This window comes from Thiomicrospira sp. (assembly GCF_014859555.1).
GTDB lineage: Bacteria > Pseudomonadota > Gammaproteobacteria > Thiomicrospirales > Thiomicrospiraceae > Thiomicrospira.
Genome location: NZ_JACUTY010000053.1, coordinates 1 through 15,271, shown reverse-complemented (window position 1 = coordinate 15,271; position 15,271 = coordinate 1). Strand labels below are relative to the sequence as shown.

Below are 15,271 nucleotides of genomic sequence, written 5' to 3'. Positions count from 1 at the left end.
TAAGTGACCTTTTAAGTCCCGCAGAATCAACCAGGGGTTAATCGAGGTGCCCAACCTAAATGATGCTAAAACTTTTGTTATGCGAGAAGACTAAAGCCCTAATCTAAACTATAAGGACTTTCTATGTGGATTGAAAATATCGGCACCATTGCTATGATTTCATTTGTGGTTTTAGTGACATTAAAACTGAGCGTTTTGTTCATTTTTAAATGGCAAAAACACCGCAAACGCAAACAAAAAGGCCTAACCCAAAACGCGGATTAAGCCTTCAACTAGCTCAGTAGAAAGTTAATGCCTCTACCCCACTTCATATTGGGCAGAAGTATTATGAGAGACCTTTGCACGAGTGAATGCACGAATAAAAATGGTTAAAATTCACCTGATTTTTGTTGGAAAACTTGCGAATAGCCAGCTATTCACTGCATTTCCCGCCGCAATCAGGCAAATTTTTCTTCATTTTTCTTTCGCGCCTCACTCGTGCAAAGGTCTCTATGAATTAAGAATAAGTACAGCAATAATCTGTCACTGATTTGACCTTAATACCAAACTTAGCATTCGCCGGTACGTTAAACGACTCGCCACCTTTGATTGTTTGCCATTGAGTTTCACCCGGCAGTAAAATCTCAACTTCACCGGCCATAATTTCCATTAACTCGTTTTCATCCGTGCCAAACTCATAATCACCCGGCATCATAATACCCAGGGTTTTACGCGAACCATCATTAAACTTAACCACTCGACTCGTCACCTTACCATCGAAATAAACATTCGCTTGTTTAACAACGGTGACATTTTCAAAATTTGCAGACATATTTTTTCCTATTTTATTTAGGGTTGTTTAACAACCCAGCTGACTAACTTTCTTACAAACGGTCCCACGATTAAGATCACTGGAAAAGCCACAATAAACGCCATAACCCAAGCCTGAAACCAAATTGAAATTATGTTATCAACCCATCCCAAGTTAATTAAACTGATCACAAACGACATAATCGCTGACATGATAAAAGACATAAAAAATGCAAACACAACATACTGGTGTTTGGCTGAAATAATCATAACTTACCCTCGTTGATGATCCGCACCGATCAGTTCAATTTGGTATCCGTCAGGGTCCTCAATAAACGCAATAATGGTGGTACCGGCATTCATTGGCCCAGCTTCACGTAAAATTTTAGCGCCTTTTGATTTTGCGGCCTCCGCTGATTTGTACACATCCGGCACTTCAATTGCGATGTGACCATACCCTTCACCTAAGTCGTATTTGGACACGCCCCAGTTGTAGGTTAGTTCCAATACCGTGTGGTCTGACTCATCGCCATAACCTAAAAAGGCCAAGGTAAACTCACCGGCCGGATAGTCTTTTTGACGCAATAACGTCATGCCCATCACGTTGGTATAAAAATCAATCGACTTTTGCAAGTCACCCACACGCAGCATGGTGTGTAATAAACGCATATTGTCTCTCCTTTCTAAAACTCCATTCACAACCACCAGGCCTGGTGGTTGATTTACAGCGTTACGGGTCGCAACCAGCGCCAAGCTATTATTAGCCCGATAAACACCGCCAAACTTGAAACCATATACGATAGCATAGCGCCACCCAGCGTCCAAGTTAGCCCCGCGCCTAATGCACCCAAAGCGCCACCCAGCCCTTGGCTTGCCGTAGCATAAAGTGCTTGACCTCGCCCGCGATTGGCGCCATAAAACAAACTGTCAATCAAATGCAAAGCCGCGGCATGAAACAAGCCAAAACTCGCCGCATGTAATAATTGCGCCAGCATCATCACACTTAAACTTTCAATGCCCCATATGTTCATTTGCCAACGAATTAAGGTCAAAATCAAACTCGCTAGAATAAGTGCTCGAACCCGGTAGTGGGCAAATAAATGCACCATCCAAAAAAATACAAAAATTTCGGCGGTCACGCCTAACGCCCATAAACCGGCAATCAGGCTTTTGCTATAACCGTAACTGGCTAAATCAATCGAGAAAAAATTATAGTAAGTACCGTGCGAGAACTGAATTAAAAAACTCACCGCCAATAATGACCAAACGATTGGTGAACGAGCAATAACCCAAAACTGATTGTCGGTTTCATCTGTCGGCATTTGGGCGTGATCTTTTAAGGTCCAGCTTGTTAGCCATAAAGCCACAAACAGCCCTAAAATTACCCATGGAAACCCCGCCAGTTCCCAACGTGTAAACAATTCGCCTAACGCCAATACCGCGACAATAAACCCAATTGACCCCCATAAACGCACTTTGCCATAGCGGGCTTTCTGCGATCCGAGCTGACTGAAGGTATAAGCTTCAAATAAAGGTAAACCGCCATGCCAGAAAAAACTAAACAAGGCCACCACCAGCAATACACCTTCAAAGCTTTGCGTCCACAACAGGCCAATCGAAGCCAAGCTGGCGAAACCAATACACACCCTCACCCAGCGCATCATATGACCAGTTTGATCAGCGAGCCAGCCCCAAATATAAGGCGCAACAATTTTAGTACCAATTAAAACCGCCATCACTTGACCTATCTGCCATGCACTGAAACCCAGCGATTGCATATACAGACCAAAAAATGGCAACAAGGTACCAAACAAAGTGAAATAAAAGAAATAATAAGTCGATAAGCGCGCCGCTGGCAGGCGCGCTGAGGCTTCGCTAGGAGTGTGCAATTTTCGCCAAATCCATTACAGGCGGCACCACATCACCATTCTGCGCTCGCTGGCGCATAAAATGATCTAACAATACAATCGCCATCTGGGCTTCAGCAATCGGCGTCGCTCGAATCCCGACACAAGGATCATGGCGACCCTTGGTAATCATTTCTACCGCTTCGCCTTGGCGGTTAATGCTTTTACCTGGCACGGTTACACTCGAAGTCGGCTTAAGCGCGATATGCGCAATAATGTCTTGTCCGCTTGAAATACCCCCCAAAATGCCCCCCGCATGATTCGACATAAAGCCTTTTTCAGGCGACATTTCATCGCGATGCTGGGTGCCTTTTTGCTCGACAACCTCAAAGCCATCGCCAATTTCGACCCCTTTAACCGCGTTAATGCTCATTAACGCATGGGCCAAATCGGCATCTAAACGATCAAACACCGGTTCACCTAAACCTACCGGTACGTTTTTGGCCACGATTGTAATCTTGGCACCAATTGAATCACCGGTTTTTTTCAGCTCGGTCATATAGGCTTCCATTTCGGCTACCTTGGCAAAATCTGGGCAAAAAAACGGATTATTATCAATGATTGACCAGTCAACCTGCTCGACTTTGATGGGGCCTAACTGCGATAAATAACCGCGCACTTCGACACCTAAACGTTCTTTTAAATATTTTTTGGCAATCGCCCCAGCGGCGACACGCATCGCGGTTTCACGCGCCGATGAACGCCCACCCCCACGATAATCACGCACCCCGTATTTTTGTAAATAAGTATAGTCCGCGTGCGCTGGACGAAAGGTTTCTGAAATTTTCGAATAGTCTTGTGAACGCTGATCGGTATTCTCGATTAACAAACCAATTGGTGTACCGGTTGTCACCCCTTCAAACACGCCTGACAGAATTTTAACCTGGTCGGGTTCACGCCGCGCAGTGGTGAATTTTGAAGTACCCGGTTTACGGCGATCTAGTTCAGCCTGAATATCCGCTTCACTAATCACTAAGCCTGGTGGGCAACCATCAATAATGCAGCCTAATGCCAAACCGTGGCTTTCGCCAAATGTGGTGACTCGAAAAACTTGCCCTAAGGTGTTGCCCGCCATATTCGTTTATTCCTAATCTATTGTGTTGCTGTATTAACGTACTGTATTGTGTTTTAGACCAACCCAATCATCCAAGCTGGTCTATCGAATTTAATAATCAAAATAGTAACCTGGTGACGATTGAGAAGGGTGGGCATCCGATCCCTGCATCCAAGACTTCATCGGCACACGACCATTTAATCCTTGCAAAGGTCGGGCGTTATCGCCCATCAGTTCATTCAACCTGACCAACTGACCGATAGAGGCTTGAATCGGCTTAGTAAACACCAACCAGACCACACCCTCATTACAAGGTGGCTGAGTCATAGAGCCGATATAACGGTAAAAACGTTTGTCTGCTGGTAAAAACTTAACCGGATTAAAATTTACCCTTTCAAATACTTGCAATTTGTCTTTCTCATTTGGCAAGTTGTTCAGAATCGTGTCAAGCTGTTCATTGTTTTCACCTTCCTGCACAATCACACTCATCACCACTTGATGGCCTTCGCCATTACGGTGCACCAAGTGAATCTCCATCGGGTAAGCGAAACCTTCAATATGATGTTCACTTGGCGTATGGAAAGTGTAATGCGTTAACTCATATCGTTGCTCACCTAACCGAATATAACTGCCTAAAGGATAGTTACCGCGTAAACCATGATCCGAATGAATTAATCGCAACGGAACGTCACGATAAGCAATGTCCAAAGCGGGTAAACCTCGCGTGTGAACGGCCTGCTGGCTGGTTAAATTGATAGGTGACTGATTTTTGCCTAATGCGCAGGTTTGATAACGTGAATCTAATTGCGCCCAATAACGTGGTGCTTTCTCTGCCACATAACCCCATTCGGCTGGTTCGGCCAAGACCGACGCTAAACTAGGTGTGCTTGGCTGAGGATCAGTGGCTGAACTTTCAGAACTCGCTTGTTCAGAATCCTGAGCCGTCTGCGTAGCTGGCTGAGTATCCGCCACTCCTTGTTCAATCGCTTCAGATTCAATCTCAGAAGCCAAATCAATTAAAGGATCTTCGGCCCATACGCCTGCCGATAAAAGACTTAATGCCCATACCGCTAGCCACTTATTCATGTCGACTCCTCTCAACCATTTACGCGTTGATTCAAAATATCCTGAAACAACTCCAACTCATTGCGATTAATAGCAAATACACCCTCTCCTCCATGTTCAAATTCAAACCAATAGAAGGGAAGCTCGGGATATTCCTGCTCCAAATAATATTGCGATACACCCACCTCGACAATTAACACGCCGTCTTCGGTCAAGTGCTCTGCGGCCTGAGCCAAAATTTTACGAACCAAGTCTAAGCCATCTTCGCCGGCCGCCAAACCCAATGCAGGCTCAGCTTTAAATTCCTCGGGTAACGCGTCCATTTCAATCTGATCAACATAAGGCGGGTTTGACACAATTAGGTCATATCGTTCGCCAGTTAAGGCTGAGAACAAATCTGACTTTATCACTCGCGCCTCAGTATCTAAATCGTAACGCTCAATATTTCGCTGAGCCACTTCCAAAGCTTCTGGCGAAATATCCACTAAATCTACGCTCGCATTTGGCAAAGCTTGTAATGACGCAATACCGATACAACCCGATCCAGTACATAAATCCAATACTCGATTCACGGATTCTGGCTCAACCCAAGGTCGATAATCTTGCGCAATTAACTCAGCAATCGGCGAGCGCGGTACCAGCGTGTGCTGATTGACATAAAACTTCAACCCGGCAAACATCGCCTCACCAATTAAATACGCACTTGGTTGGCGAGTTTCTACTCGACGACGCAACAACTCCGTTACTTCGTGACGTTCATGATCGGTCAATCGTGCTTTGCAATATTGCTCAGCCAAACTCCAAGGCAGGCTTAAACTATGCAAAACCAACACCTTAGCATCATCGAATGCATTATCCGTGCCATGTCCGAACACCAGGCCTGCTTTTTGAAATAACGAACCACCCCAGCGAATAAAGTCTTCCACGCTTTCCAAGCCTTCTGGCTGGTAGTTTAAATTACTCACTCGTTAGCCTTTTGTTTTGCATGTTTAGGTCGAAACGCTTTCACAAAGTCGTCATGGGTTTCTAAAAATGGGCCATCTATCAAGTCAATACAATAAGGCACGGCTGGAAAAACCGCCTCTAAACACTCGCCAATCGCCGATGGTTTACCCGGTAAGTTAATAATTAGACAATTTCCCCGAGTACCCGCAATTTGGCGCGACAAAATGGCAGTCGGCACATATTGCAATGATACCGCCCGCATTTGCTCGGCAAATCCATCTAATATTTTATCGCATACCGCCCTGGTCGCTTCAGGTGTGACATCACGTTTAGCCGGCCCTGTGCCACCCGTGGTTAAAATCAGACAGCAACCCTCGTCATCAACCAACTGAGTTAAAGTTTGCTCTATGGTGGACTGCTCATCCGGAATCAGTTTCGGCACGGCTTGCCAACTTGTTGATAAGGCTTGAGTTATCCACGCCTGCATGGCAGGACCTCCCAAGTCTTCATAAACGCCGGAACTGGCACGATCTGAAACCGTAACAAAGCCAATTTTAATGTTTTGCATGCACTCCCCTTGAAACTGAGCATTAAGACCCGCATATGATACCGTAATTCACTAACTAATATAAAATTGAAGCCTGTATGAGCAATTCAGAATTAGAACCAGAAAACCCAACTATTGCTGTGTCCGAAGATGATTCGGGCGATACAGCCTCGAAGCCATCAGACCAGAGCCCAAGTAAAGTGTCTCCTGGCACTGACGATTCAATTGAGCCGAATGATCAAGCTGACATTAAACCAGACGTATCCGAGCAGCATGAGGCCATACTTGGTGCCATCGAATCTGACGATACCGTAAGTTATGAAGCCGACATTACACCGAACTTATTAGCGAAAGCCACTCAGAGCTTGCCGCAGGCGATTTTTTTAATCCCCATTAGAGAGCGGCCATTTTTCCCGGGGCAAACACTACCGGTGGTTTTGAATAAAAGTGTCTGGCTCGAAACCATAGAGGCGATTACCGAAAGTGGTGCGAAACACGTGGGGGTAATTTATGTCGATAACGAAGACCACCACAACGCCAAACCGGACGAATTCCATAAAATCGGTACCTTAATTCGAATTCACGAGCCTAAAATTCGTGAACATCATATTCAGCTGGTGGCTGAAGGCGTGTGTCGTTTCGAAATTGAACATTGGTTAAGCGACAAAGCGCCTTATAAAGCCCAAGTTCGTTATCCCAAAGACATTCGTACCGCGACCGACAAAGAATACAAAGCTTATGGTTTGGCGATCATGAATGCGTTTCGTGAGCTTTTGCCGCTTAACCCGCTCTACAGCGAAGAATTACGTTACTTTTTAAATCGCTACAATCCGGAAGACCCCGAACACTTGGCGGATTTTGCGGCCGCGATTACCACCGCAAATACCGAACAATTGCAAGATGTGCTCGAAACCCTGGATTTAATGGAACGCCTCGAAAAAGTGTTGGCCTTGTTTAAGCATGAAATTGAAGTCACCAAACTGCAATTCAATATCCGTGAACGAGTTGAAGAAAACCTAAGCGATCAACAACGTGATTTTTTCTTGCGCCAACAGTTAAAAGAAATTCAAAAAGAACTCGGTATCGTCAAAGATGATCGCACCGCTGATGCCGATCTTTTCCATGAACGTATGCAAGATTTAGCCCTCACCGAAGAGGCTGAAAAGAAAGCCGAGGAAGAACTCAATAAACTCGCTATTTTAGACCCACAATCACCCGAATATAATGTGTCGCGTAACTGGTTAGATTGGTTGACTCAACTGCCTTGGGGCAAACACAGTAAAGACAAACTCGATCTTAAACGCGCGCGTAAAATTTTAGACAAAGGCCACGACGGCTTAGACGATGTGAAAGATCGTATTCTAGAGTTTTTAGCGGTGGGGGCTTTAAAAGGCGAAGTGTCCGGTTCGATTATCTGCTTAGTTGGGCCACCTGGTGTGGGGAAAACCTCGATTGGCCGTTCCATTGCCGACACGCTTGGACGCCAGTTTTATCGTTTTTCAGTAGGCGGCATGCGTGATGAAGCCGAAATTAAAGGCCATCGTCGAACCTATATTGGCGCGATGCCGGGTAAGTTTGTGCAAGCTTTAAAAGACTGCCAAACCGCCAACCCAGTCATTATGCTGGATGAAGTCGATAAAATTGGCGCCTCCTATCAGGGTGACCCAGCTTCGGCCTTGCTCGAAGTATTAGACCCGGAGCAAAACCACGAGTTTATGGATCACTTTATGGACTTACGTTTTGACTTGTCTAAAGCGGTCTTTATCTGTACCGCCAACACATTGGATAGTATTCCAGGGCCATTACTTGATCGCATGGAAGTGATTCGTTTATCGGGTTATATCACCGAAGAAAAAATCCAGATAGCTAAACATCATCTCTGGCCGCAGTTATTAAAAGACGCCGGCTTAACTAAACAGCAGGTACAAATTACACCCGCCGCTATTCGTCAAGTCATTGAAGGTTATGCGCGTGAAGCCGGTGTGCGTAATTTGAAAAAACAACTGGCGAAGTTAATTCGTAAAGTTGCAATAAAACTGGTGACGGGTGAAATTGAACAAGCACGTTTGCATCTAAATCAACTCGAAACCTATTTAGGCCAACCGCGTTTTGGGCTAGAAAAACACCAACAACAAATCGGCACGGTAACCGGTTTAGCTTGGACATCGATGGGTGGCGTGACCTTAACCATCGAAGCCGGTCGTGTGCATACCCTTAATCGTGGTTTTAAATTATCCGGTCAACTGGGTGAAGTGATGCAAGAATCAGCCGGCATTGCTTACAGCTATATTTCATCGAACCTGGAGAAATTTAAGGCCGACCCGAAATTTTTTGATGAAGCCTTTGTGCATTTACACGTACCGGATGGCTCTACACCTAAAGATGGCCCGAGTGCGGGCATTACCATGGCCACGGCTCTGTTATCGCTCGCGCGTGATGAAGCGGTAATTCGTCCACTCGCGATGACAGGGGAGCTCAGTTTAACTGGTCAAGTGTTGCCTGTCGGTGGCATTCGCGAAAAAGTCATTGCGGCCAAACGCATTGGTTTAAAAGAGTTGATTTTACCGGACGATAATCGTAAAGATTACAACGAGTTGCCAGATTATCTCAAAACCGATATGACGGTGCATTTTGCCAAGGTGTTTGATGACGTGGCGAAGCTGACGTTTAATATTCGCAGCAAATCCAATGCGCTTAAACGCCTTGAAAAACCCGCGCTAAAACCGGAAAGTGCCGTTAAAGAAAGTTAAATTTTTATTGGAACCAGCACCAGGCCTGGTGCTGGACGTTATCCAACTCTAAGACTCATCATCAGGCAACAGGTCTACACTCGGATAACCAATCGCATAACCTTGCGCATAATCGATCCCAAGATTTTTTACCATTTCAATTAAAGCCGGTTGGCTAACAAACTCGGCAATCACTTTAATCCCGACATTTTTAGCAAAATACACTACGCTTTCGACCACATATTGCGCTTCTTTATTTTCCAGCAAACCTTCTACTAAAGTGCCGTCCAACTTTATATAATCGACATTGAGTTTTAATAGGTGTTCAAAATTGGAGTAACCAGTACCAAAATCATCTATCGCAATTTTGCAGCCGCGTGCTTTCACTTCGCTGATAAAATGCGAAACTTCCGGATAATTCTCAATCCCTTCAGACTCTAAAATCTCGAAAATGACTCGTCCGGCGTTGTTCTCATTTAACAAACCAATAATGGTGTGTCGAATATCATCGCTGATGATGTCTTCGTAAGATAAATTGATGCTGAAATTGAGTTCTGAGTCTTCAAACGCCGCAAACGACTTTTGCAACATAATTCGTACTAATTCCGGATAGAGTTTAGAGCGTTGCGCAACATGCAAAAAATTCGCAGGGGTTCGATAACCATCATCATCTGCAATCCGCATCAAACATTCATAATGTGTGACTCGGTTAGTGTGCAAATTCCGAATCGCTTGAAACATTGGCACTACCCGATCTTGATCAATTGCCGTTCGAATCTCATGACTAATGGATAAGTTAGAACGATATTGGGCGGAATAATCCAAGTCAGGGCTATAGCATAAAGTATTTACACGCTTAAACTTGGCATGCAGCATCGTCATTTCCAAGCGTCCTAACGTGTTTTCATGCTCCTGCGTGCCCACAATCGTGACATTAAAATCGACATCATGATCATTAAACTGCGGCAATCGATCACGCACGATATGATGATGTAACTCATTTAATAAAATCAGCACATCTTCATTTAAATCTGGTGTAAAAATCACCACAAACACATCAGAATTGAGGCGATACACCCGGTCTTCTACAAAGCGCTTTTTAAGCTTATACGCCAACTCACACAAAATCACATCGCCGATTTCGTTGCCAAACACCTCGTTAATTTCTTTAAAGCCATCAATATTAACCATCAAAACGGCTTCATTTTTGCATAAATCGGCGATATCTTGTTTCAATTTATATCGATTTAACACCTGCGTTAAAGTATCTACCTGATACATTTTTTCCAACTGCCTAGCTTTTCGCTCAACATCCACCTGTAAACGATGGCTGTAAGACACCATTTGTGATTGAAAGTCCGATACTTGCTGGTGCAGTTTATGCAAGCGACTCATGGATTGCCGATTGTGATAACGCATCACTAACAAGGCGAGCAACACCAACACAAAACTGACACTCAAAGACCACATCGCGCTACTGATTAAACGGCCTTGCTGATTGGCATGATATTGCGCTACCAGAACAGCAAAATCATCCAGATACAAACCCGCCCCTAGCACCCAGCTCAATTCGGGAATCAAATGAATGTAACTGGTCTTCTCGCTTGAATAATCCGTACCGGGCTTGCTGTACCAGTAACTCACTTGAGCCTGACCAGTTTCGCGCAACTGAGATAAATACTGATCACGGTAAGCAAAGCCTCTTTCGTCTTGCAAGCCCGAATCCATCAACACCCCTTCTTGACTCGGATCTATCGGTAACAATAAATGCTCGGCAAATTCCGGCCCGCCGTCAATATCATGCAACTGCAGCACAAAAAAGTAGCCGCGGTCTTCAAGGCCAAAACGCTGCGAACGTAAACGCTCAATGGCTTGTTTGGGATCAAACTGGTTGGCTTTTAAAGACTGTTGAATTTGGTTTAATTCGCGTTCTAAATGCGACTGCAGGTCTGAAAACTCTTGTTGAAAAAGTTTATTTTGAAAGGCTTCTAATTGATGGGTGTTATCGCGGTATTGCAGTAAGAAAAATAAGGCTTGAAAACTTAGCGTTAAAACTAACACCAAGCTAATTAAGCCCCACCAAGTGCGTTTGAATAGCCAATTTTCTGTTTCAGTTAAACGATCCATATCATCCCTCCCATCAACCAGAGGTCAACTATCGCATAGAATCGGCAAAAAAAACAGATGGAGCTACTTAAACCTTGGGTATTTTTTAATAGAAATCAACTCACTAGAGCGCCAACTCCTTCTCTAACAACCAGCCTCGCGAACCATTACGAAATTGCAGTTGTTTAACCAATTCAAACGTATCATTTTGGCGAAATCCATGCGGCAAGGCTTTTAATACTGAAATTACTGCCGGTTGATCCAAATGAGTTTTTACCCCCTCCTGATCCGCCTGTTGCAAACTCGCGACCAAATCGGTTTCATTAATTGCCGCTTTGATACGGTAACGAACCTGAGCAATATAGACATCCGAACCCTGCTTGTGAGCATTGATCATTTTAGCTTCCGTGAGTGGAAATAAATCATTCATTTTTAAGTTGTCTTGCCAATAACGCTTGGCCATCACCTCGACGGCTAAGTTGGAAGGCTTACTTTCGAAACAGCCTTGCAAACCTAAAACTAACACGCATAACACCGCATAAAACCCATAACGTCGCATTTAAAAACCTCACAATAAAACAATTAATTCATTTAAAACCGGCTAAAAGTATACCACCGGATGGCTAAAACTAGGGCTAGCATCATCTTGGCTATACTTTTGAGGTCGTTTTGTTTTAAAATGACCGGCAGTTTTGCTTATAGAAAAACATAATAATATAAAGGGTGGACACATAGATGACACAAGACGAATTAAAACAACTGGTGGCCAAAGCCGCCATTGAGCATGTGGTTCCAGAAACCATTATTGGCGTAGGCACTGGCTCAACCGCCAACTTCTTTATTGATGAATTGGCTAAAATCAAACATACCATTGAAGGTACGGTGGCCAGCTCAGAAGCCTCAGCCGAGCGTTTGCGTGGACACGGTATTCCGGTGCTTGACCTAAACAGCGTGAGCGAAATTTCGGTCTATATTGACGGCGCAGACGAAGCCGACCCAGCTTTACACCTGGTTAAAGGTGGCGGTGGTGCCTTAACCCGTGAAAAAATTGTGTTAGCCGTTGCCAAGAAATTCGTTTGCATCGCGGATGAAAGCAAAAAGGTCGACGTTTTGGGTAAATTCCCTCTGCCGATTGAAGTCATCCCGATGGCGCGCAGTTATGTGGCACGTGAAATTGTTAAACGTTTTGCTGGCGAACCGGTATTACGTGAAGGGTTTACCACCGACAATGGCAACATCATTTTAGACGTTCACGGTTTAAAAATTACCGATCCGGTCGCAATGGAAACCGAAATCAACCAAATCGTTGGTGTCGTAACCAACGGTTTATTTGCCTGTCGTAAAGCCGATGTATTTTTATGTGGCAGTCAAAAAGGCGTTGAAACGATTACAGCTTAATATTTGAACTACCTAGACAATAAAGTCATACAGACCTTTCTATTAAAAGGCTTTTACTGTGTTCCTTTTTGTCTTGGTAGTGAATCAATACACCACGGAGCAACCTATGAAAAACCTTTCAACTAAGTTATTTGCAGCCCTGGTTGTTATTTTAATCGGTGCAATAGTTTTCTTTTCCTTCTCTGGCGGTGACAAAGCCCCAGCGCTAAATGTCAGCTTAAACACAGGTGAAGAAATTGCACTGAACTTTCCGAAAAAAACCGTTTTAGTTAATTTCTGGGCGACCTCCTGTCCGAGCTGTGTCTCAAAAATGCCTGATTTAGCCAAGCTAAAAGAAGAATTTGGTGATCGTCTAGAAATTATTGCCATTTCAATGGATTATGATCCAAAACAACAGGTTGAAGCGTTTATTCGAGCCAACCCCTACCCATTTAACTTTGTGCAAGACACCGATGCGGCCTACAGCGAAGCCTTTGGTAAAATTCGCTTAACGCCCACCACGTTTTTAATTGCACCAAACGGCAATATTATGTACCGCAAAATTGGCGACAGCGACTTTGATTTCTTACGCCAACGTATTGCCCAACTCAGCCCTCAGCTCTAACTTTGATGAAAGATTTGAATCGCTCTTACAGCCCAATCTTGGGCTGTTTCAATCCCCTCCCACCTTTTTAACCATGCCTACTCAGGGTTTATATGCCATTACCGACCCCAAGCTGTCACCAGGCCTGGTGGTGATTAAGCATGTGCGTGAAGCGCTATCGGGGGGCGCACGCATTATTCAATATCGAGATAAAACCACGCCTTTTGCCGCACAAATTGATATCGCAAAACAGCTTAAAACGCTGTGCCAAAACCACCAGGCCTGGTTGATTATTAATGACTCAATTGATTTAGCTATGGCGTGTGGAGCTGATGGTGTACACCTTGGTAAAAATGACAGTAACCTCATTCAAGCGCGAGAGGCGTTAGGTGACCAGGCCATTATCGGACTATCCTGCTACAACGATTTACGCCTCGCGCAGCGCATGCAAGACCTAGGGGCGGATTATGTCGCGTTTGGTCGGTTTTTTCCCTCCAAGACCAAACCTCACGCCCCGCCAGCCGATTTGACGACACTGACACAAGCACGTGCACAACTTAATATCCCGATTGTAGCGATTGGCGGGATCACCGCTCACAACGCTTCTCAATTAATTCAAAGCGGCGCGCATAGTGTTGCGGTAATTCAAGGTGTTTTTGCACAATCTAACATCCGTCAAGCCGCGACTGACATCGCAAGCCTATTCAAGGTATAATTTTTATTTTTACCACAGAGTCACGAAGGCACGAAGATGCACTTAACTTGGCGAAACGACGTTTAGCGCCTAATCTGAGTTTTTATCCATGCTTCGAAATAACATTAAACCCGCTTCGTGTCTCTGTGGCTTCGTGGTTAAACAACAAAAAGGATGCTTATGTCTCGCTCTCATGATCTATTTATTGCCGCTCAAAAACACATTCCTGGCGGTGTGAATTCACCCGTTCGAGCCTTTAAAGGGGTGGGCGGCGATCCGGTATTTTTTAAATCGGCGAAAGGCGCTTATTTAACCGACGAAGACGATAAGCAATATATTGATTATGTAGGTTCATGGGGCCCAGCAATTTTAGGCCACGCCCATCCAGAGGTGATTCAGGCGGTACAAAAACAAGCTGAACACGGCTTAAGTTTTGGTGCGCCTACCGTACTTGAAACCACCATGGCGGATTTAGTCTGCGAACTGATTCCGTCCTTTGATATGGTGCGCATGGTTAGTTCCGGCACCGAAGCCACCATGACCGCGATCCGTTTAGCACGTGGCTATACCGGACGTGACAAAATTGTCAAATTTGAAGGTTGTTACCACGGCCATTCGGACTCCTTATTAGTTAAAGCCGGTTCGGGCGCGTTAACTTTGGGCGTGCCGTCTTCTCCAGGTGTACCTGCCGCATTGGCGTCAGAAACGCTTACCCTAACCTATAATGATTCAGACGAAGTTCGCAAAGTATTTGCTGACATTGGTGATCAAATCGCCTGCATTATCGTTGAACCTGTGGCCGGCAACATGAACTGCATTCCACCAGAACCGGGCTTTTTAGAAACCCTGCGTGAAGTCTGCGACCAATCGGGTGCGGTGCTGATTTTTGACGAAGTGATGTGTGGTTTCCGAGTTGGTTTAGACGGCGCACAAGGCCGTTACAACGTGATTCCTGATCTAACCACCTTCGGTAAAGTGATCGGCGGCGGTATGCCGGTGGGCGCGTTTGGCGGCAAAAAAGAAATCATGAGCCACATCGCGCCACTCGGCCCGGTTTATCAAGCCGGCACCCTGTCAGGCAACCCAATTGCAATGGCGGCGGGCTTAACCACCTTGCACCTACTACGTGCGCCCGGTTTCTTTGAAAACCTCGAAGCCAAAACCACACGCTTAGTAAATGGCTTACAAGCCGTAGCCGATGAAGCTGGGGTTTCTTTTACCACTAACCAAGTCGGCGCGATGTTTGGTTTCTTCTTCTCAGAAGACAAAAACATTACACGTTTTGCTGAAGTGGCTAAGTGCGATATGGAACGTTTCCGTAAGTTCTATCACGGCATGTTGAACCAAGGTGTTTATTTAGCGCCCTCGGCGTTCGAAGCCGGTTTTGTATCCAGCGCGCATACCGATGCAGATATTGATCAAACCATCGAAGCCGCACGCATTGTGATGAAAAC

Annotated in this window: 16 protein-coding genes; 6 read left to right on the top strand and 10 right to left on the bottom strand. The window is 45.0% G+C overall.

Annotation, left to right across the window (positions count from 1 at the left end):
* Window positions 1–123 precede the first annotated feature (123 nt).
* Window positions 124–264: a hypothetical protein gene (locus IBX48_RS08460; protein WP_296833174.1), complete on the top strand. Its 141-nt coding sequence runs from the start codon at window positions 124–126 to the stop codon at window positions 262–264.
* Between the two features lie 232 nt (window positions 265–496).
* Here IBX48_RS08460 and IBX48_RS08455 read toward each other — a convergent pair whose 3' ends face one another.
* The 8 genes from IBX48_RS08455 to mog form a co-directional block, all read right to left on the bottom strand.
* Window positions 497–811 carry a pyrimidine/purine nucleoside phosphorylase gene (locus IBX48_RS08455; RefSeq protein ID WP_296833172.1) on the bottom strand — a complete coding sequence of 105 codons (315 nt, stop codon included), beginning with the start codon at window positions 809–811 and terminating at the stop codon, window positions 497–499.
* A 17-nt stretch (window positions 812–828) separates the two neighbouring features.
* On the bottom strand, window positions 829–1,059 hold the full coding sequence (locus IBX48_RS08450) for a DUF2798 domain-containing protein (RefSeq protein WP_296833169.1): 231 nt from the start codon (window positions 1,057–1,059) through the stop codon (window positions 829–831).
* Between the two features lie 3 nt (window positions 1,060–1,062).
* Window positions 1,063–1,458 carry a lactoylglutathione lyase gene (gloA, locus tag IBX48_RS08445; RefSeq protein WP_296833166.1) on the bottom strand — a complete coding sequence of 132 codons (396 nt, stop codon included), beginning with the start codon at window positions 1,456–1,458 and terminating at the stop codon, window positions 1,063–1,065.
* A gap of 53 nt (window positions 1,459–1,511) precedes the next feature.
* A complete protein-coding gene (locus IBX48_RS08440) occupies window positions 1,512–2,678 on the bottom strand; it encodes an MFS transporter (RefSeq protein ID WP_296833163.1) in 1,167 nt (388 codons plus the stop codon).
* The gene (gene aroC / locus IBX48_RS08435) at window positions 2,665–3,771 is read right to left on the bottom strand and encodes a chorismate synthase (RefSeq protein WP_296833159.1); all 1,107 of its coding nucleotides are present in this window, start codon (window positions 3,769–3,771) and stop codon (window positions 2,665–2,667) included. Before aroC ends, IBX48_RS08440 begins: the two co-directional genes overlap by 14 nt.
* Before the next feature lie 90 nt (window positions 3,772–3,861).
* Window positions 3,862–4,836, bottom strand: a complete 975-nt coding sequence (locus tag IBX48_RS08430) for a carbonic anhydrase family protein (RefSeq protein WP_296833156.1) — start codon at window positions 4,834–4,836, stop codon at window positions 3,862–3,864.
* Between the two features lie 11 nt (window positions 4,837–4,847).
* Entirely contained in the window at window positions 4,848–5,780 is a 933-nt protein-coding gene (prmB, locus tag IBX48_RS08425; RefSeq protein ID WP_296833153.1) for a 50S ribosomal protein L3 N(5)-glutamine methyltransferase, read from the bottom strand.
* Window positions 5,777–6,328 (bottom strand): molybdopterin adenylyltransferase, encoded by a 552-nt coding sequence (gene mog / locus IBX48_RS08420; RefSeq protein ID WP_296833150.1) that lies wholly within the window; start codon window positions 6,326–6,328, stop codon window positions 5,777–5,779. The genes prmB and mog overlap by 4 nt, the downstream gene beginning before the upstream one ends.
* A gap of 77 nt (window positions 6,329–6,405) precedes the next feature.
* Between mog and lon the strand changes: the two genes are divergently transcribed.
* A complete protein-coding gene (gene lon, locus IBX48_RS08415) occupies window positions 6,406–9,057 on the top strand; it encodes an endopeptidase La (RefSeq protein ID WP_296833147.1) in 2,652 nt (883 codons plus the stop codon).
* A 48-nt stretch (window positions 9,058–9,105) separates the two neighbouring features.
* Here the strand turns inward: lon and IBX48_RS08410 are convergent, their stop codons facing one another.
* Together IBX48_RS08410 and IBX48_RS08405 are read right to left on the bottom strand one after the other, a co-directional pair.
* Window positions 9,106–11,163, bottom strand: a complete 2,058-nt coding sequence (locus IBX48_RS08410) for an EAL domain-containing protein (protein ID WP_296833144.1) — start codon at window positions 11,161–11,163, stop codon at window positions 9,106–9,108.
* A gap of 103 nt (window positions 11,164–11,266) precedes the next feature.
* Complete coding sequence (locus IBX48_RS08405; RefSeq protein ID WP_296833142.1) at window positions 11,267–11,701, bottom strand: hypothetical protein; 435 nt, start codon at window positions 11,699–11,701, stop codon at window positions 11,267–11,269.
* Between the two features lie 176 nt (window positions 11,702–11,877).
* On the opposite strand from IBX48_RS08405, the gene rpiA reads away from it, so the two are divergent.
* From rpiA to hemL, 4 genes are all read left to right on the top strand, one after another.
* Window positions 11,878–12,540, top strand: coding sequence for a ribose-5-phosphate isomerase RpiA (rpiA, locus tag IBX48_RS08400; protein WP_296833141.1), 663 nt, complete (start codon window positions 11,878–11,880; stop codon window positions 12,538–12,540).
* Window positions 12,541–12,646: 106 nt separating this feature from the next.
* Complete coding sequence (locus IBX48_RS08395; protein ID WP_296833139.1) at window positions 12,647–13,144, top strand: TlpA disulfide reductase family protein; 498 nt, start codon at window positions 12,647–12,649, stop codon at window positions 13,142–13,144.
* Window positions 13,098–13,838 carry a thiamine phosphate synthase gene (gene thiE, locus IBX48_RS08390; protein WP_296833137.1) on the top strand — a complete coding sequence of 247 codons (741 nt, stop codon included), beginning with the start codon at window positions 13,098–13,100 and terminating at the stop codon, window positions 13,836–13,838. The genes IBX48_RS08395 and thiE overlap by 47 nt, the downstream gene beginning before the upstream one ends.
* Window positions 13,839–13,997: 159 nt before the next feature.
* On the top strand, window positions 13,998–15,271 hold a 1,274-nt coding region (gene hemL / locus IBX48_RS08385), incomplete at its 3' end, for a glutamate-1-semialdehyde 2,1-aminomutase (RefSeq protein ID WP_296833135.1).